The organism is Clostridium facile (assembly GCF_014297275.1).
GTDB lineage: Bacteria > Bacillota > Clostridia > Oscillospirales > Ruminococcaceae > Massilioclostridium > Massilioclostridium facile.
On the sequence record NZ_JACOQK010000001.1, the window covers coordinates 61,188 to 83,221 of the forward strand.

A 22,034-nucleotide genomic window follows, 5' to 3' on the forward strand; every position below is an offset into this window, starting at 1 on the left:
TAAGGGAGGACAAAATGCCGATTGTTGTATCTGGAATCCGGATTGGCTTAGATCAAACAGAAGAACAGGCAATCCGGAAAGCAATTAAAAAATTAAAAATTTCCCATAACCTTGTCAAAGAAGCCTATGTAAATAAGGTATCTTTAGATGCAAGGCGCCAGAACCAGATTACCCTTGTGAATACAGTATGTGTTGAATTAACAGAAGGAGAGTTAGAAGCTGTGCAGGCAGCTTCCGACTCTTCGGTTGTTTATCGGGAAAAACGTAGCATTTGTTTTACACCTGGATTAGAAAAATTAGAATCCCCCATCGTAATTGCGGGGTTTGGGCCAGCTGGAATGTTTGCTGCCTTAACCTTAGCCCGACAGGGATACCACCCAATTGTGTTAGAACGTGGTACCGATGTGGATCAACGGGTAATAGGGGTAAACCGGTTTTGGAAACAAGGAGTTTTTGACTCAAAGGCGAATGTACAATTTGGAGAAGGTGGAGCAGGCACTTTTTCTGATGGAAAATTAACAACCCGTATTTCTGACCCTTTTTGTGACCTTGTATTGAAAGATTTTGTGAATCATGGAGCACCAGAGGAAATTTTAAAAAAGGCAAAACCACATATTGGTACAGATAAACTTCGACAGGTAGTTAAATCGATCCGAGAAGAAATTCAGTCCCTGGGAGGGGAGATTCGGTTTTGTTCCCAGTTAGAAGGGGTTACTTTTCAAAATAACCAGTTAAAATCCATTCGGGTAAATGGGGAAGAAATACCAGCCTCTATATTGATTTTAGCAATAGGACACAGTGCACGGGATACTTTCTCTATGTTGTTGGAATCTGGCGTTTATTTGGAACCAAAAGCTTTTTCGGTTGGAGCGCGTATTGAGCATCTGCAATCGGAAATTGATAAAGGGCTGTATGGAAAGTATGCTGGTCATCCTTTATTACCGAAAGGGGAATATCAGCTTTCTTATCGGAAGAATGGTAGGGGGGTATATACCTTTTGCATGTGTCCCGGTGGTATGGTAGTTCCTTCCAGTTCCTGTGAAGGGACTGTGGTGACCAATGGGATGAGTGAGTTTGCACGGGATCAGAAAAACGCCAATTCCGCTTTGGTTGTGGGAGTAGGACCAGAGGATTTCGGTTCCTCCCCATTGGATGGGATAAAGTTCCAACAACGGTTGGAACAACAGGCGTTCCAGCTTGGTGGAAAAGATTATCGGGCTCCAGCAGCTACAGTAGGAGAATTTTTAAATCACCGTGTAGGGTTACAGGAAAAGCGGGTACATCCTTCTTATGCTCTGGGCGTGAATCCAGTGGATTTTGACCGGTTATTTCCCAATATCGTCACCCAAATGATGCGGGAAGGACTAGAGAGGTTTGGAAGGAAGATTCCAGGCTTTGATGCAAGTGATGCTGTATTAACTGGTCCAGAAACCAGGACAAGTTCTCCAGTACGAATTACTCGAGGAGAGGATTTTTGCGCTGTGGGAAAATCGGGTTTATATCCCTGTGGAGAAGGTGCTGGATATGCTGGTGGAATTATGAGTGCGGCTGTGGATGGAATCCGCATTGCTTCCGCTATTATTCAAAAATATCAACCTTATGGAGGGTAATGAGATGAAACTAATTTCTTGGAATGTAAATGGGTTACGTGCCTGCTTAAATAAAGGATTTGATACATTTTTTCGTGAACAGGATGCGGATGTTTTTTGTGTTCAGGAAACAAAAATGCAGCCCGGACAAACAGATTATCCGTTTGAGGGATACCACCAATATTGGAACAGTGCGGTAAAAAAGGGCTATTCTGGCACTGCGTTGTTCAGCAAAGAGGAACCCTTGTCAGTGAGTTATGATATTGGGATAGAAGAGCACACAGGAGAAGGACGTGCTATTACTGCGGAATATCCGGGCTTTTATTTGGTTACTGTGTATACGCCAAATGCGCAAAGAGAACTGACCCGTTTGGATTACCGTATGAGTTGGGAGGATGCTTTCCGCGATTATTTGCTACAGTTGAAATCGAAAAAACCAGTTATCGTGTGCGGTGATATGAATGTAGCACATCAGGAAATTGACTTGAAAAACTTTAAAACAAACCGTGGGAATGCAGGGTTTACAGATGAAGAGCGGGGAAAGATGAGCCAACTGTTAAATAGCGGTTTTATTGATACATTCCGTTATCTGTACCCAGATAAGGAAGGGGCATACTCCTGGTGGTCCTATATGTTCCAAGCTAGGGCAAAAAACGCGGGATGGAGAATTGATTATTTTCTGGCTTCGGAGGAATTAAAGGAACGGATAGAAGATGCAGTTATTTATTCTGATATTATGGGAAGCGACCATTGCCCAGTTGGATTGATTTTAAAGGAAAACTAACAGATAGTATCCGTGTATATTAAAATGGGGATGTGAGAAAGAATGGTAAAGAAAATTATAACCTCTGTATTAGTAGCAATAAGCCTAATAGCCGGTGTTTTCTTTCTGTTTTTTGGTGTGAAAGGGTCAGTTGAATGGAATAATAGGACAAAAAACTATAAGGAAACGGTAGGCTATTATGCAAACTATCGTGTCTATACTACTGACAAATACAAGCCTGTCCGTAAACATACCTTTAGGATATACAATCAAAATTCATATCAATTGACCTATTCCTATACCGTTGATGGAAAAGAATACACCGTTTCTACGGATTATGGTGTAGGGAATCTTCCTAATCAGGGAAGTACCAAGAAGATTTTGTACAACCCCAATGATCCAGAAGAAGCTGTTGTTAAAGGGACAAATAGCAATAGTATCATGATTGGTGTTGGAGTGATCTTTACTGTAGTTCCATTGTTTTTTATCTTCGCTTTTTTGGTGATTCAAGGGCATATCAAGATAGGAAACATCAATTGGATTGAGGTTGTGCTTGGTTTGGCTTTTGGTGCCGGAGGGGTGGGGTTCCTTTATATGGCTACAGGCTCATTTTCCATCCCAGAAGCATTTCGTGTAATGGGAATATTAATGGGGGTTCCTCTTCTTATTGTAATTACTGGTATCTTTTTACTTATACGAGGGTTGTTTTTTGGTAAGTATTCAAGAAATTAAAAATAAAGCTAAACTGATTTGATAGGCTTCTATTGAATGCTATAAGGAAAGGGCTATACTATAGAAAAATCTTTCAGGAGATACTTTTTGTGGATTAGCTGTCTAGTTAGCAAGATATTAAATTTTTTATATTATTTATAAAATAAGGAAAAAAGCAAAACGGATTTTATTTTCCGTTTTGCTTTTTTTAGCAATTTTTTCTTTTTATAAAAAGAACGTATTTTAAAATAGTTTAATTGTTTTTTATTTTGTAAATGCTACTAAGCCGGCCTGATATGGATGATCCAGGTAAAGGATATCCTCAGCTCTATTCTGAAAGCGCAATAATTTAAAAATAATAGCTAAATCTCCTCCGCCAGCAAATATCATCACAATACCAATGATAAATGTTAAAGCAGAGCCTATGAAAATTGAAATAATGGAAGGAAAAATTCCTAAAAGTATGGTAGGCATTATAGCTCCAATGATATATTCTACTTTATTCAGTGGTTGGCTACAAGAACAGTAAGGAGTTAGGTATTGGAGGATAAAACCAAATGATATGGATTTCCAATGATTTTTTGCAAATATACCCCAGAAAATTCCATGAATAAGCTCATGGATGACAATTAACAGAACTAACAAAACAAATGCCAAAAACGCCTTATCAATTTGTAATAGAATGGAACTGACTGGATGTTTTATGAAAAACCAGGCTGTTAATAATAAAGCGATAGGCATCCCTAATACTATTGCCATAACATTAGCATAAACCAGCCCGATTGTTAGGTTATGAGAAACATAACCGTTGGACTCCAACTCTTCTTTTACTACTTGAAATTTTTCTTTTCGTTGTTGTTCAGATTTTGTCAGTTTCCTTTGGCGTTCTTTTTGGTATTGGTTTTTCAATTAGATACCTCTTGTAGTAGTTTAAAACAAAACAACAAATTAATAATGCCCTTCATTTGTCTTTTGTTTAATCAAACCGTCTCGATAAGCATTGAGTAACAGGGATAAATCGTATATTTTATCGCTTAACTCGGTACCAATATCTGTATCCATTACCTTCATGCGTTCTTTGATTGTTTCAAAAACTGTAGAGTTGGATTGAATGTCCAGGTTATTTTTAATTGCTTTATCTACGCTTTCAAAAGGCTGATGGGACATAAGCCGCATTCCATAGGAATTGTAAATCAGTGTATATCCCGCAATCCCAGTTGTTGGCTGGTATGCCCGACAAAAACCACCATCAATTACAATCAAGCGGCCATTTGCACGGATTGGATTTTCCCCATCAATCGCTTTGACAGGGACATGTCCGTTGATAATATGGGATACCCGTTCGTTTAAGCCAAATTCACGGATAATTTTAACAGCGAATTCCTCTTGTTTGCTTACCACATAATAGGGATTTTTTGCTTCTGTCCAAGTGGATTTATCTTCAATAAACAGGCGTTCAAAGGTAGTCATTTTAGAACGTCCAAATAATGGAGAGCGTTTTCCACACCATAAATACCACATAAAATCACAACAAGAGCGTTTATATTTGGTTTCTTCCATGTGGAAATATGCCTGGCGTGCAGTAGAATCTGCTAAGTCCATCAGGGCTTTTCCTTTTGCCACAGTGCCGTTGACGTTTACTTCCATGAAATCACCATTTTCTTCCATAGGCAAACAGCCATGAAACAATAAATTTTGGTTGAAACAGGAATAGATGCTCCCATGGGAATATAAAAAGCGCACGTGTTCGTTTAGATGAGTACTTTCCCGAAAAGACTGCTTTAGGTCTTTCATTAATTCTTTTTCTTCTGATGTTAAAGCGTAAGGGTCAGCCTCATTAATCGTAGGGAAGAAGGTGTCATTCATAGGATAGGATTTTCCCTCAATGGTAACAGTACCTTTTGAGAAATCAATTTTATCCAGAAGCAAACGATTTTCCATATCATATTCTGGATGGCGTTTAATGACAGCTCCCTCTAATTTAAATAAAATAATCGCAATTGCCTTATGCATTTTAGCAACTAGCTTTAAATCCTTTTGTGCAGTATGTTCAGAACGGATTGCACGGGGGGCAAAGTTCTCACAGTTTAAATAGTGATTTTCCGCAAACAATGCTAATGGTCGCAGATTAATCCCATACCCCTGCTCTAATACTTCTAAACGATTGAACGCAGCACAGTTGTTGATTACGGTTGCGATACAGGCAGAACTTCCTGCTGCTGCCCCCATCCATAAAATATCATGATTACCCCATTGGATATCCACAGAGTGGTGGTCCATTAACATGTCCATAATCAGGTCAGGGCGGGGACCACGGTCAAAGATATCCCCTACAATATGTAAGCGGTCTACTGCCAAGCGCTTAATTAAGGAAGATAGCGCAATAATAAACGCATCCGCATTATGTAAATTGATAATGGTATCCATAATTTTGGTATAATACATGGTTTGGCTTTCTTCGCCATATTCCGCATGAAGAAGTTCATCAATAATATATTGGAACTCTTTCGGCATTGCTTTACGCACTTTAGAACGTGTGTATTTTGATGCTACTTTTTTACAAATTTTTAGTAAACGCTGCAATGTAATCATATACCAATTGTCAGTATTGGCTTTTTCTTTTTTAATCATTTGCAACTTTTGTTCAGGATAATAGATTAAAGTACAAATTTCGGACCGGGTTTCTTCGTCCAAAGTATCGCCATATAACATATCTACTTTTTCGCGTATTACACCAGAACAATTATTTAAAATATGCTTAAATGCTTCATGTTCCCCATGTAAATCACTCATAAAATGCTCGGTACCTTTTGGTAGATTGATGATAGCACGCAGATTGATGATCTCGGTACAAACACTTTGAATTGTTGGATATTCTTTGGACAAAAGATCAAGATATTTGCGGTTTTTTTTCACTTCATCCGTTAAATAGCTCATTATTCCCCTCCTGCGAATCGATTAAGTTAGGTTTAGTATACTATAAAATTATGAATATTATGTAAATAGATGGATGTTATTTAGCAATTCAGACTAAAAAATGAAAGAAAAAGATTGTTATTTTTATAACATTATATTGTTGCTGAATCAAACAACGCATTCTATTGTATCTTAGATAATTGAAATAATTTGTCATATAAAATAGGAAAGTAACTTAAAATAATAGAGAAATAGCAGCCTATTTAGAATCATAAGCTGCTTAGAAAGATGAAACGATAGATTCTTGACACATCTTCCGGTATTGCCTTGGGGTTAAGCCAAATTTTTCTTTAAATAACTTAGAAAAATATTGGCTATCTTGGAAACCGGATTCTTCCGCCACCTCTACAATGCTAGTATCCGTAGTTTTGAGGATTTCCCGGGCGTGTTGGAGTTTAGCATTCTGGACTAGCTGTGTAAAGCTTTGTCCGCAATGTTGCTTAATCATCCTGGAAATATAACCGGAGGAATAGGAAAATCTTTCCTCTAAAACAGATAAGTTGACAGTGTTGCTATTTTGATTGATATAGCTAATAATATCCAGTAATGATGCTATTTTAGGCTGCGTTTCCGCATTGATATTATTTTCTTCCGCATGTATTCTTGCCAATAGGGTAAACAATACAGCAAGAAGATATTGTATTACATTTCCATTCCCAGAAGAGGAACGTTCACGGACTTCATAGATTAAATTTGTTACAATATCATCCACTTGGCCATCTTGTTGAGCGGGAAAATATAAAAATTCCTGGCTGGTATTGATTTGATACATATAGCTGACAATAAAATTACTGAATAATTTATTATCTGATAAAAGAAGCAACATTGATTCTTCAAAAAGGGAACGGCTAAGCATAATATTAAAGACACAATCCTGCTCATGTAAAGTATGTAAACAATGTAATACATTAGGGTTTAATAGAAGGATGTCTCCTTGTGACAGAATAACTTCATGGTCACGGAAGGTATTGACGCATCCTCCACGGTAAACATAAACCATTTCGTAGTAATCATGGTTATGGAATACTGGAGAATGTTTTGTTTTGATAGGAGGACCATGCAGAATAATGGATAACCCATTGTTCATGGGATTTTGCTCATTTTCAATGGATACCGTAAAAAATCCATATTCATTCAGTTGCTGTCTATGCTTTTTTATAACAGAATCGCTAAAACTTAAATGGAGTACTTTTTCTCGTTCTGATGCAATTAAATGGTCAATATACATAAAAACTTTCCTTCTTAATTTACTATATTACACATAGTTGGTATTCTTATTCCCTATTTTCGTGTTGTCTATTCTCTTGTTTCCAAAATAGATGTTCTGCTACAATTATTATAACACAGAAAAAGAGATTCGGTAACTTGATATGAAATATTATTGATGCTATTTTTGTGTAATTGAAACCATTTCAGAGAGGGAAATGGGTAGTAGGTTATTTTAGGTATAGCAGGCATGATTGCCAATAATACCTGTATTGAAAGGAGAACAATGGAATGAAAAAAACAAAACGCTACGCAGCGGCTTTGTTGGCAGCTGTTATGGTTCTATCCCAAGGAGCTGTTGTAAACGCTGCAACATTTACAGGGGAAACAAATAATTTAACTGCTTTTGAGCAGGAATTCCTTTCCCCGGATAAGGATGCGAAACCATTTATGCGGTGGTGGATTGCACCAGGACGTATGAACGAAGAGGAAATTCGCAGGGAAGTAAAGGAATTTGCAGATGGGGGTTATTCTGGCGTAGAATTACAATGTTTGGAACTTGCAAAGAATTGTTCAATCAATGATGAAACATGGAACCAGACAATGAAGTGGATTTTACAGGCTGGATTAGATTACGGCGTACAGATTGACTGTACCATTGGGCAGATGTGGCCAATCGCTACCCCAGAAATTACAGATGTAGACGATATCCGTGCAGAACAGTTATTACTGAATGCAAGTGCTGATTTTACTGCTACTGCCGATGCAATGATTTATACGACAGAAAGCTATGTATTTCCAAAGAATTTAGATCAAAACCGCGATTATGAACTGATTGCGGTGACAGCAGCGAAGAAATTAGCGGATGGAAGTTACGATTCTTCTACAGCATTAAATTTATTGGATGGAAATCAGGAAATAGATTTTAACCAGGAAACTGGTAAAATGTCTTGGACAGCTCCTTCTGAAGGGGATTGGACTGTATTCTATTTTTATCGCCAGTCTGCTAACCATACAGTTGGGTTTGGGGTAGAACAATATGTAATCGACCACATGAGTGCAGATGCTACCCGTGCTGTTACACAAAACTGGGAAAACGCAATGAACAGCGATCCAGAATTGAAACGCCTTTATGAAGAAAATGCTGGAAGCTTATTTGGTGATTCCTTTGAATTAAAGAGCAATTTGTGGACACCAAAAATGCTAGAAGAATTCCAAGCCCGACGTGGTTATGATTTAACCCCATATTTACCTGCGATCAACAGTAATTTTAGTGAAATTGGAGACCGTGTACGGGATGACCTTTATACTACTATGACAGAACTTTTGGCGGAAAACCATATGGGCGTCTTCAATGAATGGGCGGATTCTCACAACATGACTTTGCGCTATCAGGCATACAGCAGTAAGGGGAGTAGTCCATTTGAATTGACTGATCCAGCACTTTATACCGATATTGTAGAAGTAGAATCTTATGCGTTGAGTGGAACCAATCCAGATTCTTATCGCCAGCTTAGTGCCGTACCAAACATGAGAGGGGATAAAATCTTTTCCGCAGAAGCAGCGGAGATTGGAAACGACTCTTGGCGTGAAACCTGGACGGATACTCAATTGCAGAGCGGAAGCGATAACCGTCATTTAGGATTTATGCACTATGCTTATCGGCTTTTCTCAGCTGGTGTAAATAAGGTGGTATTCCATGGTTCTACCTATAAATTTACCGATACAGAAAATATGTTTTTCCCAGTCCAAGTGACTTGGCCAGGATATTCTGCAATGTCCGCTTTAAGTTATGGTAACGAATGGGACGATAAAACTCCAATGTGGGAAAATGTAGATATTATGACAGATGCACTTTCTCGTACTCAAATGGTACTGCAACAGGGACAAGGCGATGTTGACTTGGCAGTATACCGCTGTATGTATGGAAAAGGGAATATCCAATCCGATATTACACCAATTGAACAGGCTGGTTATACCTATGACTATGTGACCCAAGCAATTTTGAATATGGACAATGCTGTTGTTGGAACTGAAGATGGTAAAGCAGTTCTTGCAGCAGATGGCCCATCCTATAAAGCGTTAGTAATTGAGCCAATGGGGGATGGCACTGTACCTGAAATGTCATTGGATGTTGCAGAAAAAATCCTAAATTACGCAAAAGCAGGATTGCCAGTTGTCATTGTAGGGGAAGCGCCAAGCAAAGTAAATTCTTATCCAGGAAGTAACGAAAATGTAGGTTCCTCCGAACTACTTGCGGATGCTGACGCACAACTGGTTGCATATATGGATGAATTAAAAGGTCTTGATAATGTAAAAACAGTTGCAGACCGTGCGGAATTAGTTACTGCGCTTTCTCAACTGGAAGTTTCACCGGATGCTCAGCCGGAAACACCTTCTAACATGTATTATAACCATCGCACCACAGAGGATGCGGAATTATACTTTATGTATAATGATGATGAGAATGAATTAGCTGAAACTGTAACCTTAAAAGGAGAAGGAACTCCTTATTTACTTGATCCGTGGAGCGGTGAAATTACACCAATTGCAGAGTTTATCTCCAGCAATGGAATGGTTACCATTAATGTTGATTTGGATTCCCAGGACGCAATGATGGTTGCCATTGCCAAAGATGGTTGGAGCAGTAAAACATTAGAAAATACAGTACAACAGACCAACGCAGATAATGCAGTGTACAATGTGGATACTGACAGTTTGGCATTGCGTTCCACTCAAGGAGGAAATTTGGATGCAGTTTTGAATGATGGAACGTCTGTTCATGTAACAGCAGAAGCTGCAGAAAATCCAATGGACTTAACCAACTGGACAATGGTATTAAATCAGTGGACAGAAGGGGAAAACGTCCATGATACAAATATTGTTCAGAGTGATACCTATGATTTATCTGAAACAGGCCTGGTACCTTGGTATGAAATTGATTCCAATCTGAAAAACGTAGCAGGTGTAGCGGAATATACTACCTCATTTGAATTGGAAAAAGGATGGGAACAAGGACAGGGTGCGTATCTCGACTTTACCGATGTTTCTGACGTTGGACGTCTGTTCGTTAATGGAACAGAAGTGCCAATGAACCAAATTTCTCTTCATACCGATATTGGTCAATATCTGGTTGCTGGGAAAAATACAATTGTCGTAGAAGTTTCCAGCAATATGTCCAATGTCATGTTTGGCAAAACACCTGATAATACCTATAATTTCGGCATTATTGGAAATGTTACCTTAACACCATATACACAAACAGAAATAGTTGTTTCTAAAGCAGATAAAGGTATCTTAAATTCTGTGATTGCTTATGCGGAACAGGCCAAAACAAGCGGGGAATATGACAATGCCATTGAAAGTGTACAAAAAACATTTGATGCAGCATTGGAAAATGCCAAGGCAGTAGCAAATAACGCAGCAGCAACCCAGGAAGAAGTAAATGCAGCATGGAAAACCTTAATGAACGAAATTCATAAACTGGGGTTTGTAGCTGGAGATAAAACAGCGTTAGCTTCTTTGATTGAAGCAGCCAATGGAATCAATGCGGAACTTGACCGTTATGTAGAAGCGGGCAAAGCGGAATTTACCGCAGCATTGGAAACAGCACAAACTGTATTTGATGATGGAGACGCAATGCAGGCAGAAATTAACGAATCAGCAGATAACCTGTTAAACGCAATGTTGAACCTGAGATACAAAGCAGATAAGTCTGTTTTAGAAGATGTTCTTGCGGAAGCAGGCAAAGTGGACGCAAACGCATACACAGCCGAGAGCTATGCAGCATTACAAGCGGTAGTAGCGGAAGCAAACGATGTGTACAACAATGAAAACGCAACCCAGGAAGAAGTAGACGCAGCAGTAACAAACGTACAAGCTGCAATGGATCAGTTAGTAGCAGTAGATGGAAGTGTTTCAGAAGAAACAACACCGTCCACTGATGATACAGCTACTCAAACTGGACAGGAATCTACAACAAAAGCAAACGCAGCGAAAACAGGGGATACTACACCACTGGCTGGAGCTGTTGCAGCAGTGATAGCAGGTGCAGTATTGTTCACCTTACGTAAGAAAAAATAGTTAAAATATCATAGTGTGTAAAAACTGGCTTGGATATTGATCCAGGCCAGTTTTTATAATTTAAAGGAGCTTTTATTATATTTAATAACTACTTTATTAAATAAAATAAATTGAAAAAGAAGAATAAAAACATACGTATAAATTCCTTGTTTTAACAGACACTACAGTTATCTACTATATAGAATAATTACCAATACTGTTAAATGGAGGAATCATTATATGAAAGCCACAGGAATTGTGAGAAGAATTGATGACTTAGGTCGTGTTGTTATTCCAAAAGAAATCCGTAGAACCTTACGGATCCGAGAAGGTGCACCATTGGAGATTTACACAGGATCAAATGGGGAAATTATTTTTAAAAAATATTCCCCTATGGAAGAAATTTCAATTGCTGCAGCACAGTATGCAGAAGTACTCTACAAAACAATAGAGCTTCCTGTGCTGATTTGTGACCACGAACAGGTAATTGCTGCAGCTGGAATTTCGAAAAAAGAAGTTTTGGAGCGCCGCATTTCTTCTGAATGGGAAGAAATGTTGACACAACGCCAAACATACCAAAAAACAAACCAGTCCACTGGAATGCAGCCAGTAGACGGTGTTAGTCGGAGTGCCTTAATAGGAATTCCTATTTTATCAAATGGAGATTTAAGTGGAAGTATTTTATTTTTAGAAGATGATCATTGCCATCAAGCGGATGATACTTTACTAAAATTGGCTACTACCGCTGCTTTATTCTTTGGAAAACAGATGGAGCCATAAATCAAGATAGCAAAAATGGCTTGAAACCTAGTTTCAAGCCATTTTTATACATATCATAAAAAATCAAATTCAGTTAATTATTTATCAGTATTTTTTTCGTAATGATATAATTTAATTGTAATCGTATTTTTAGATAAAATAAGGATAGATTGATTCTATTTAAATGGTTTATAGTATTAAATTCATTTTAACACAAAACAGATTTTAATAAAACACCAACGATTTTTGATAATATCATTGTGTATTAGCAAATTTTTGGTGTTTTTTTATTTTAGATAAAATGGAGTATTATTTAATATAGTGAAAAGACCATTTCTTCCTTATAATGGATATAAAAATGATAAATCAAAGTAGTAACAAAATTTATCTTAGAAAAATTTTTGCTTATTTTTTGTGTAAAATATATAATTGTTTTGGCTCTATCCATAGAATATGTCATAAAAATCATTCAAAAATATCATATAAAAACATAGTCAATCTCGTTTTGATATGTTATAATAAATTACAAAAATAAAATACCCCTTAATAAAAATAGACTTTAGCTATAAGCTGAATTGCTTATTTGGGAACTATTTTATTTGGCATTATAATGCTTTATCATCACAAATAAAGGATGGAAAAAATCATGTTTAAAAAAGTATTAGCAGTATTATTGGCAGGTACATTATTAGTAGGGTGTTGTACTGCCTGTGGAACAAGCGAAGAAGAAAAACAAGGAGCATATCAAACATTCCAAGATGCAGCAAAAACAATTAATGAATCTTCAGGATATGTATTTAGTCTATTTGGTTCTTTAACAACTGAATATAACGACAACTCTTCCATGCAGGGAATTAGTTCACGGTATACTACAAAAAATCAGGATGGAAAACAGTTGGTAGAAAGTTATTTGTCCTTTAGTACCACTACTCAAGAACCTACTAGCACGATTTTAGAGTCTGACGGAACAAACTATTGTGTTATTGATGAAAGTGGAAGCAGTTCTAGTTCAGCAGATGGAACTAGTACAGGGAACACTGTACAGGAGCTTACTCAGGAACAATTTCAACAGATGACTGGTTATGGTAAAATCGGGACAGATTTTAAAGCAGAGGATATTAAAAGTGTATCCACTAAAAATGATGAAGGAAATACCAGTTATGAAATTACATTAAATCGAAAAAATGCGGTAAATCTCGCAACATGGTTAATGGAATCTATTTCCTATATAGATACAGAACAGGTACCGGTTGATTTTGATGTAGATTCACTGGTTTGTACGGTTACAGTAGGAGAAAATGGTGAACCAAAATCTTTCCGTTATGAATTGGAAACTGACATGACTGCAGAAGGGGAAACGTTACATGCGGAATATCGGGTAAGCTACAGTATTGAACAATATGGGGATGAAGTTCAGCTAGAAATACCAGACTTAAGAAGCTACCTTGATGCAAATACCGCGGCTTCTACTGATGGCGCAACGGAATAAAAAGCTATTGATCAGCACTGACTTTGAGCGTTAGTGCTGATTTTTTATATGTATAACACCAAATTACAAATGTTTTGATAACCCCAATAGAAAAGCGATAGACTATGATAGTACTATATTATATACAAAAATACAATTGAAAAATAAACGTTTTATTTTAAAAATATAGTATGTATTGGGGATAAAAAGCTTTTTATAGTTGACAACTGCAATATCTTGGCACTATCACCAATAAGTGTAATCGTGTTTTGTTTAATATTCCATAAAAATCATCTCATTATTATAATAATTGTGAAAAATAGCGGTTTTTTTATTGACTTTAAAGACTCAAAGTGTTATGATTATTCACGATGATACAAGGGAGGATGCTGTTACATATTAGAAAGGAAATTTCCATTTTTACAGCCTCCTTTTTTATTTACATCATTATTTCATTTTATCTATCACTCAAGAGAAAGAGTGGCAGTGATGTTATTACAAAGGAGGAAGAGAAACAGTGAAAAAAAGCAGACGTTTGCTGGCTGTTTTACTGGCAGCTGCTATTACTGCAACTACATTAACCCCACTAAATGCTTTTGCGGCAACAAATGGAGAAATGGATATTGATAGTTTGCAGGTAAGCAGTTTGAATCAACCATTAGGAATCGATAAAACACCAACTTTTAGTTGGCAGTTAGGTTCCAATGAATATGGTAAAGGACAATCCGCTTACCGTATTATTGTGGCTTCTACAGAAGAGAATGCAAAAGCCCACAAAGGGGATGTATGGGACTCTGAACAAATCCAAAGTGAAGATAATTACGATGTCCTTTACGCTGGTCCTGCATTAGCTTCTAAGACAAAATATTATTGGGCTGTAGAAGTTTGGGACGAAGACAAAAACAGTATTGGTTGGAGTGATGTATCCACCTTTGAGACCGGTATTCTGAACCAGGACGAATGGAAAGGGGAATGGATTGGTATTAACGGTACTGACATGACCTTTGATGGGGCGAACTGGATTTGGAGAAGAAATGGTTCCGGTTTTTCAGGAGTTCCAGCAGGGCACCAGTATTTTAGAAAAACATTTACTGTGAATACTGAAAAAGAGATTAGCAGCGTATATGTTGGTGTAACTGCTGATGATGAGTATTCTCTATATGTAAATGGAGAAAAAGTTGGTGAAAATGGTGGTACTGACTCCTGGAAAAATGGTAAGCTGTTTGAGATTGGTAAACAAATTAATAAAGATGGTAACAACGTAATTGCGATTGACGCATTTAACAGCACCAACGGCTATGCAGGGGCACTTTCTAAAGTAGAAGTATCTTATACCGATGGCACAAAAGATACTTTTGTAACGGATGACAGTTGGAAAGTAAGCGAGACCGAACCAGTAGAAGGATGGACTTCCGCTGACTTTGATGATAGCCAGTGGTTAGTTCCTGACCAGGTTGTAAAATATGGAGAAGCTCCTTGGGGAAAAGGCGTAGAACCAAGCCCTGAAGATGCTGCTTTTGCGGCAACGGTACTGCGTGAAGAATTTGCTACAGAAGAGGGCAAAGAAATCAAAAACGCTCGAGCTTATGTTGCTGGTCTAGGATTCTTTGAAATGAAGATCAATGGCCAATTGCCGGATGATTCTGTTATGAATCCAGCAAATACCCAATACACTCAAACCGTTTTGTATCGTACATTTGATGTAACTAATCTATTAAAGAAAGGTAATAACGCAATTGGAATTGAGTTAGGGAATAGCTTCTATAATGAAACTTGTTCTGTATGGAACTGGCAATCTGCTGCCTGGAGAGATGATCCAAAACTCCGTATGGAATTAGATATTGAATACACCGATGGCACCCATCAAACAATTACTACTGATAATGAGACCTGGAAAGCTACCAAAGATGGTCCAATTACAACAAATAGTATTTACTATGGTGAAACTTATGATGCCCGTAAAGAACTAACAGGTTATGATCAGGCAAACTATAATGAAGAGGGTTGGGCTCCAGCTCAGGAAATGAAAGCCCCAGCAGGTGCATTGACTGCTCAGGTAATGGAACCAATCCGTCGTACCAAGTCGATTACATTATCCCAGGATCAAGTGAAAAAACTGGATAATGGCTCCTATGTTTTATATGTTCCTGAAATGCTGGCTGGTTGGATTAAACTGAACATGCATAATGCAGAACCCGGCCAGAAAGTAACCATTACTTATGGTGAAAAATTGAACAGCGATGGTACTGTTCAAAAATTAGGTGGTAAAGATGGTGTTAACTCTGGTTGGTGGCCAAAAGCTTACAACCAACAGGATAACTACATCTGTAAAGGTGGAGAAACTGAAACCTTTGAACCTAAATTCAGCTATAAGGGCTATCAATACGTTCAGATTGATAACTATCCAGGAGAACTAAAAGCAGAAGATATTGTTTGCTATCGTACTAGCAATGATATGGAAATCACAGGTCATTTTGAAAGTTCTAATGAACTGATTAACCATCTGCATGATATGATGATGACAACCATGTCGAACAATATGCAGGGCAAACCAACTGATACTCCAGTATGGGAGAAAAATGGTTGGCTTGGTGATGCTAACGTTGCTTTACAAACAATGTCCTATAACTATGGCTATGAAAATATGTTAACCCAATTTATTGAAACCATGGAAGACTGCCAGGATGAACTGGGCAATGTTCCAAACATGGTTCCAACACAGGGATGGGGAAATGACAATACTGTTGTATGGAATTCCATCTTTGTGTTTGGTGTAGACCAAATGTGGGATACTTATGGTATTGAAAGCTACATTGAAGAACAATATCCAGCAATGAGAGAATTGGCGCTAAAAGATATTGAATATAGCAAGAGCAATGGATGGACATGGAGTGATGGGCAGCTGGCTGACTGGGTATCCCCAATGGGTCAAGGCGATGAAAACTCTGGCTTACAATATAGTGAGAGTCCAAACGAAGGTAGTGGTATCGCTGGTACCGGTTTTGCTTACCGCCTATTAAGTGTTATGGCTGACTTGGCAGATAAACTAAATAAACCGGAAGATGCTGCTGAATACCGTGAAGCAATGGCTAATATTTATGAAGCATTCAACGCTAAATTCTATCGTCCAGAACAGCAAATTTATGAGACAACAACTTGGAGCAATATTGGTCCACACAGAAGCAAATACCGTCAAACTTCTAACTTGGTTCCTCTGGCATTTGGTTTGGTTCCAGAAGAATACAAAGAAGGTGTATTGCTCAATCTGGTAAAAGATATTAGAGATAAAAATTATCACTTGGATACCGGTTGTGTTGGTACAGAACTGATTTTGCCAGTCTTAAGCGAAAACGGCTATGCTGATGTAGCTTACAAGATTTTAGAACAAACTTCTTATCCAAGCTGGGGTTATATGGCAAACCATAAAGGCGGAACTTCCCTGTGGGAAATGTGGGAAGATACTTCCCGTTCTTTGGGCCACTATTTCTTAGGTACCTATGACGAATGGCTGTTTAAAGGCATTGGTGGTATCAAAGATATGAAAGATGGCTACAAGACCTTTACTATTGAACCAATGGTAGGCGGTACACAAGATTACGCAAATGTTTCTGTTGATACTGTTCGTGGTACTATCACTAGTAATTGGACTTGGGATGGCAACAATGCTACCTTTGATATCACAGTTCCAGTAGGTTCTACAGCAACTGTTATTTTACCATCTGATTCTGTTGATAAAGTAGCAGTAGGCAAAGGTGTAGAAGGTATTTTGAATTCTGAAGCAAAAGACGGTAAAACTTATTTGACAGTAACTTCAGGCTCCTATCAGTTCTCTACTTCTGTAGTGAAAGATGAAAATGCTGTTGATACTTTGGATTTGAAGATTGCAATCAACCAGGCAAATGGATTAGACCAAATTGATTATGATGCAGATGCTTGGGCAACATTCAGAGCTGTTATTGATGAAGCAGAAGCTTTAGTAAACGACTCAACAGCAGATCAAACTGCAATTGATACTATGACTGAAAAAGTTTTAGCTGCGATTGAAGAAGTAAAAACACATATTAATCAAAGCAGACAAGCTTTGAAAGAATTGGTAGCAAATGCAGAAAGTCCAAACCCAGTTGCTCACCCACAAGAATATATTGATGCATTCAATAACGCTTTGGCAGCAGCAGAAGAAGCTTGTGGTGATATTAATAAAACCAATGAAGAGTTGGATCAATTAAAAGCGAATTTGGAAAAAGCAATTGCTGACTTAGATGCCAATAAATATGAAAACTATGCTCAGAATGGAGCAGTAGATGCTCGTTCTACTTATGAAAGCCCAGATTGGGGTTGGGGTAAAGCCTTCTTAGTAGATGGCGACCGTAAAAATCTGACTGAAAAAGGCGAATATACTGGTTACTCCAGTGATGTTGGTGAAGTTCGTACCAAAGACCATGAGGAATGGGTAAGCGTAGATTTAGGCGAAGTACAAAAAATCAACTCTGTTGTATTCTACGCTCCAACACAATCCCCATCCACTCCTGGAACTTGCTATGGTTTCCCAAAAACATTTGATATCCAGGTATCCACCAATGGACAAGACTGGACAACTGTAGCATCTGAAAAAGATTATCCAGTTCCAAGTTATGGTCCAATCGTATTCAGTTTTGATGAAGTTGACGCAAAATATGTAAAACTGTACGCATATAACTTGAATCCAAAAGTAACAGACTTTGGTTATTACTACCTGCAATTATCCGAAATGGAAGTTTACAACTCTCCAAATGTAGAAACTCCAAAACCACCAGTAGAATCCAATAAAGATATCCTGAATAAAGTAATCGCATATGCGGAAAATGCAGCAAACAGTGAAGAATTTAACAATGTGATTAAAGATGTACAGGAATCTTTCAATGAAGCATTGGCAGCAGCACAGAAAGTAGCAGAAAACAATGCGGCAACCCAGGAAGAAGTAGATGCAGCATGGAAAGCATTGATGACAGAAATCCATAAATTAGGCTTTGTAAAAGGCGATATTACTTCTTTGGAACAGTTGGTAGCTACAGCAAAAGAATTTGATTTAAGCAAATATGTAGAAGCTGGCCAAGCAGAATTTAAAGAAGCATTGGCAGCGGCAGAAGCATTGATTGCGGATAAAGATAACGCAATGCAAGCAGAAATCGAAACAGCAGAAACTAATCTGTTGAACGCAATGTTAAACCTGAGATACAAAGCGGATAAATCTATCCTGGAAGAAGTTGTGGCAAAAGCAAATGATGTAGATGCAAACGCATATACAGCAGAAAGCTATGCAGTATTGTCAGCAGCAGTTGCAGAAGCAAATGATGTATTGGCAAATGAAAATGCAACTCAGGAAGAAGTAGATACAGCAGTAGCAAACGTACAGGCTGCAATGAGCGGACTGGTAGCAGTGGATAACAACACAGCAGAAGATAATACTGTTGATAATACAACCCAAACAGGTCAAGAAAGTACAACAACGAAAGCAAACGCAGCAAAAACAGGCGATGTTGCTCCAATTGCTGGTTTGGCTCTGTTAAGTATCGCAGGTGCATCTGTAATTGCACTGCGCAAAAAACACAACAAATAAATTTGATATTTCTTAATTTGAAAATCGAATTTTAAAACCAAAAGGCTCAGTAATTTACTGGGCCTTTTTTCTATATTTTTTATAATCGGGTATAGCATTGGATAACTACACATTTTATTTTTACAACACTAGTTGTTTTATTATATATAGAAAATGATATAAGTGAAACTAGCAGCAAATTATTTGTAAATATTTAATTGTTTGGAAGAAAGGTATATATAAATAAATCAACAAGGAGTATTTGTTTTTTTGATTGTCAAATTTTAGCCTTTTGTATATATAAAAATAAATTCCTAACCTTTGGCCAAATCTTACCCTAGGTTTATACTTATTATGGTGCGAAATGCTGAAAAACTTTTTTGCTATTGACAGAAGATAAAATAGTGTTACAATATATATTGTAATAATTTTATAAAACAACTACATATTGTGGTGTTGTAAATCTGTATACAGAGTATAACGGGGAATTCAGGTGAAATTCCTGAACGGTGCCGCCGCTGTGATAGGGTTAAATATAGCATTTGCCACTGGTTTTCTGGGAAGGCGTTATATTTGTATGAAACCTTAAGTCAGAATATCCGTCTGTATCATCCAGTTGCTACGGGTCATGGCAACAGGTATGCTGGTATGAAATATTTTCTGTAGGCATGCCTTTTTCAGGGTATGCTTTTTTTGTGCCATTTATTGGCGACCCGATTGGGCAATCAAGCGCCAATACAATGCAATATAGGGTACAATTAAAAAATACAAAGTAGGAGGGTTAAACTCATGAACACGCAAGTAATTAAACGGGATGGCAGAGTTGTTGCGTTTGACAAACAAAAAATTTATAATGCAATTATGAAAGCTATGAGCTATGGGAGCGGTATTATTGATGAGGATTCCGCTGCTATTATTGCAGATGAAATTGAACTGCAAGCAGCAAATAGGATTGATGATATTACGATTCGGGAAATTGAAAATGCCGTTTATAGCAAGTTGATTCAAAAAGGGCAGGAATTAACTGCGAAAAGCTACGAAGGTTACCGTGCAATCCAGGAATATAAGCGTTCTATTAACACGACAGACGACGAAATTTTAGGTTTATTAAAAGGCACAAACTATCTGGTAGCAATGGACAATTCCAACAAAAATCCTGTACTGAATTCTACTTTGCGTGATTTGATTGCCGGTGAGGTTTCCAAAGATATTACACAAAGGATTTTGTTGCCAACTAAAATTGTACAGGCGCATCAAAACGGTATTTTACACTACCATGATCTGGATTATTCCATGAGCCCAATGTTTAACTGCTGTTTAATTAATATTGAGGATATGTTGGATAATGGAACTGTTATCAACGATGCTATGATTGAGTCTCCAACCTGTTTTCAAACTGCTTGTACTGTTATGACGCAGATTATGGCACAGGTTGCATCCTGTCAATATGGTGGGCAATCGGTAAATATCAAACATTTAGGAAAATATCTTCGCCGTACTCATGATAAAGCATACCGCCATTTTAAAGAAAAAGGCTATGATGAAGCTTTGTGTAAAGAGCTGGCGGAAGATAAAATGATGGATGAGTTAAAATCTGGGGTGCAAACTATCCAATATCAAATTAATACATTACAAACATCCAATGGTCAGGCACCATTTGTAACGATATTCATGCATATTGAAGAAGGCTATGAATATGAACGGGAAGTTGCTTTGATTATTAAGGAAATTCTCCGTCAACGCCTTCTGGGAATAAAAAACCGTCAGGGAGTAGTTGTAACCCCAGCTTTTCCAAAGTTAGTTTATGTATTGGATGAAAACAACTGTTTACAAGGTGGAAAATATGACTATATTACCCGTGATTACGCGATTCCATGTAGTGCAAAACGGATGTATCCTGATTATATTTCCGCGAAACAAATGCGGCAGATTTATGATGGAAATGTATTCAGTTGCATGGGGTGCCGTTCTTTCCTATCTCCTTGGACGGACGAAAATGGTGATGTGAAATTTGAAGGGCGCTTTAACGCAGGTGTTGTTTCTTTAAACCTGCCTCAAATTGCTATCATTTCCCATGGAGATGAAAAGAAATTCTGGCGTTTATTGGATCGCCGTTTAGACCTTTGCTATGAAGCTTTATTATGTCGACATAAACTACTAAAGGGGACAAAAGCAGCGGTTTCTCCAATTCATTGGCAGGATGGTGCAATCGCTCGTTTGGATGCAGAAGATACCATTGACCCATTATTGGAAAATGGATACTGTACCATGTCACTAGGGTACATTGGTGTTTATGAAATGACGAAGCTGATGATTGGAGAAAGCCATACCAGTGAAAAAGGCCAGGAATTTGCGCTAAAAGTAATGCACCACTTAAAAGATACTGTGGACAGATGGAAGGCGGAAACAGGCATTGGTTTTGGGCTATACGGCACTCCTGCAGAAAATCTTTGCTACCGTTTTGCTAAAATTGATAAAGAAAAGTTTGGAAACATTAAGGATATTACTGACAAAGGTTACTATACCAATTCTTATCATGTAGATGTACGGGAACCAATTGATGCATTTTCTAAATTGGCGTTTGAGAGCCAGTTCCAGAAAATTAGTACAGGTGGCTGCATTTCTTATATTGAGATTCCAAATATGCAGGATAATTTAGAAGCACTGGAACAATTGGTAAAATTTATTTATGATAATATCCAGTATGCTGAATTTAATACTAAATCAGATTACTGCCATGTTTGTGGTTATGATGGGGAGATTAAAATCAATGATGATAACCAGTGGGAATGTCCAAACTGCGGAAATCGTGACCAGAACAAATTGACAGTAGTACGTCGTACTTGCGGTTATTTAGGACTTCATTTCTGGAATGAAGGAAAAACCAAAGAGATGAAACAAAGGGTACTACATTTATAATTCAAA

General features: G+C 37.7%; 11 protein-coding genes and 1 riboswitch. Of the genes, 8 read left to right on the top strand and 3 right to left on the bottom strand.

Annotation, left to right across the window (positions count from 1 at the left end):
• Window positions 1-14 precede the first annotated feature (14 nt).
• Genes H8Z77_RS00240 through H8Z77_RS00250 form a run of 3 tightly spaced genes read left to right on the top strand, consistent with a single transcriptional unit; the run spans window position 15 to window position 3,084 of the window.
• The gene (locus tag H8Z77_RS00240) at window positions 15-1,610 is read left to right on the top strand and encodes an NAD(P)/FAD-dependent oxidoreductase (RefSeq protein ID WP_186995793.1); all 1,596 of its coding nucleotides are present in this window, start codon (window positions 15-17) and stop codon (window positions 1,608-1,610) included.
• Between the two features lie 4 nt (window positions 1,611-1,614).
• On the top strand, window positions 1,615-2,373 hold the full coding sequence (locus tag H8Z77_RS00245) for an exodeoxyribonuclease III (protein WP_186995794.1): 759 nt from the start codon (window positions 1,615-1,617) through the stop codon (window positions 2,371-2,373).
• A gap of 42 nt (window positions 2,374-2,415) precedes the next feature.
• Complete coding sequence (locus H8Z77_RS00250; protein WP_186995795.1) at window positions 2,416-3,084, top strand: DUF3592 domain-containing protein; 669 nt, start codon at window positions 2,416-2,418, stop codon at window positions 3,082-3,084.
• A gap of 243 nt (window positions 3,085-3,327) precedes the next feature.
• Here H8Z77_RS00250 and H8Z77_RS00255 read toward each other — a convergent pair whose 3' ends face one another.
• The 3 genes from H8Z77_RS00255 to H8Z77_RS00265 all read right to left on the bottom strand — a co-directional run bounded on the left by H8Z77_RS00255 (window position 3,328) and on the right by H8Z77_RS00265 (window position 7,267).
• Window positions 3,328-3,972, bottom strand: a complete 645-nt coding sequence (locus H8Z77_RS00255) for a DUF3267 domain-containing protein (RefSeq protein WP_069988100.1) — start codon at window positions 3,970-3,972, stop codon at window positions 3,328-3,330.
• Window positions 3,973-4,011: 39 nt separating this feature from the next.
• A complete protein-coding gene (locus H8Z77_RS00260; protein ID WP_186995796.1) occupies window positions 4,012-6,000 on the bottom strand; it encodes a fructose-1,6-bisphosphatase in 1,989 nt (662 codons plus the stop codon).
• Between the two features lie 259 nt (window positions 6,001-6,259).
• A complete protein-coding gene (locus H8Z77_RS00265) occupies window positions 6,260-7,267 on the bottom strand; it encodes an AraC family transcriptional regulator (RefSeq protein ID WP_069988098.1) in 1,008 nt (335 codons plus the stop codon).
• Window positions 7,268-7,536: 269 nt separating this feature from the next.
• Here H8Z77_RS00265 and H8Z77_RS00270 point away from each other — a divergent pair, with 269 nt between their 5' ends.
• The 5 genes from H8Z77_RS00270 (at window position 7,537) to nrdD (ending at window position 22,028) form a co-directional block, all read left to right on the top strand.
• Window positions 7,537-11,328, top strand: a complete 3,792-nt coding sequence (locus H8Z77_RS00270) for a glycosyl hydrolase (protein ID WP_186995797.1) — start codon at window positions 7,537-7,539, stop codon at window positions 11,326-11,328.
• Window positions 11,329-11,547: 219 nt separating this feature from the next.
• Window positions 11,548-12,087, top strand: coding sequence for a stage V sporulation T C-terminal domain-containing protein (locus tag H8Z77_RS00275; RefSeq protein ID WP_069988096.1), 540 nt, complete (start codon window positions 11,548-11,550; stop codon window positions 12,085-12,087).
• A 625-nt stretch (window positions 12,088-12,712) separates the two neighbouring features.
• Window positions 12,713-13,555, top strand: a complete 843-nt coding sequence (locus tag H8Z77_RS00280) for a hypothetical protein (RefSeq protein WP_186995798.1) — start codon at window positions 12,713-12,715, stop codon at window positions 13,553-13,555.
• 496 nt (window positions 13,556-14,051) lie between these two features.
• Window positions 14,052-19,130: a family 78 glycoside hydrolase catalytic domain gene (locus tag H8Z77_RS00285; RefSeq protein ID WP_186995799.1), complete on the top strand. Its 5,079-nt coding sequence runs from the start codon at window positions 14,052-14,054 to the stop codon at window positions 19,128-19,130.
• Window positions 19,131-19,552: 422 nt separating this feature from the next.
• Window positions 19,553-19,730, top strand: a riboswitch (cobalamin riboswitch).
• Window positions 19,731-19,898: 168 nt separating this feature from the next.
• On the top strand, window positions 19,899-22,028 hold the full coding sequence (gene nrdD, locus H8Z77_RS00290; protein ID WP_186995800.1) for an anaerobic ribonucleoside-triphosphate reductase: 2,130 nt from the start codon (window positions 19,899-19,901) through the stop codon (window positions 22,026-22,028).
• The last annotated feature ends 6 nt before the right edge of the window (window positions 22,029-22,034 follow it).